1 pseudogene is annotated in these 662 nt (G+C 68.7%); it reads left to right on the forward strand.

The features are described from left to right. A pseudogene (locus ABD323_RS41960) lies at positions 1 to 647 on the forward strand (hypothetical protein); the annotation flags it as partial. Positions 648 to 662 lie beyond the last annotated feature (15 nt).

The raw sequence follows: 662 nt of genomic DNA on the forward strand, positions 1-662 counted from the left end.
CGAAGGACGACGGCGGATCCACCCGGATCAACGGCAAGGACAACGGCGGCGGGGGCGGCCAGTCCAAGCCCAAGGGCGGCGGCGGCGACGGTGGCGGGGACCACAGCAAGTACGGCGACCACAGCACCGACGACCGTGGTGTGAAGTACATCAACGGCGACAGCTGGGAGGACTGGAACGCCGGTGACCCGACCAGCAGGCGCCCGCACCCCAAGAACGGGCAGGGCCAGGGGGCCAAGGTCCGGCCGAACATGGACGGCCTGACGGACGAACGCCGGGAGATCCTGGAGCGCGCCATGAAGCGCGTGGACATGAAGCTCGGCTACAGCCAGGGCGCGATCACGGCCGGCTACCGGGTGGACTGCTCGGGCTTCGTCACGGCAGCCTGGGGCATCCCGCCGAACTCGGTGGGCGGTCTGAACACCGGGGGGCTGATGAGCCCGAGCGTCTCGGAGAAGATCAGCAAGAGCGATCTGCAGCCGGGCGACGCCCTGATCAACAGCGGGCACACCATCCTGTTCGGCGGATGGGCCAACGCGGAGCACACCAAGTACATCGCCATCGAGAACGCCAGCCAGGCCGGGACGGTCTCCCGGGTGGCCACGATGGACAACCAGTACGGCTTCTACCGCCGCAAGGACCTCTGAGCCGCCGGTCGGTCA

The sequence above is a fragment of the Kitasatospora nipponensis genome, from assembly GCF_039528135.1.
In the GTDB taxonomy this organism is placed as follows: Bacteria; Actinomycetota; Actinomycetes; order Streptomycetales; family Streptomycetaceae; genus Kitasatospora; species Kitasatospora nipponensis.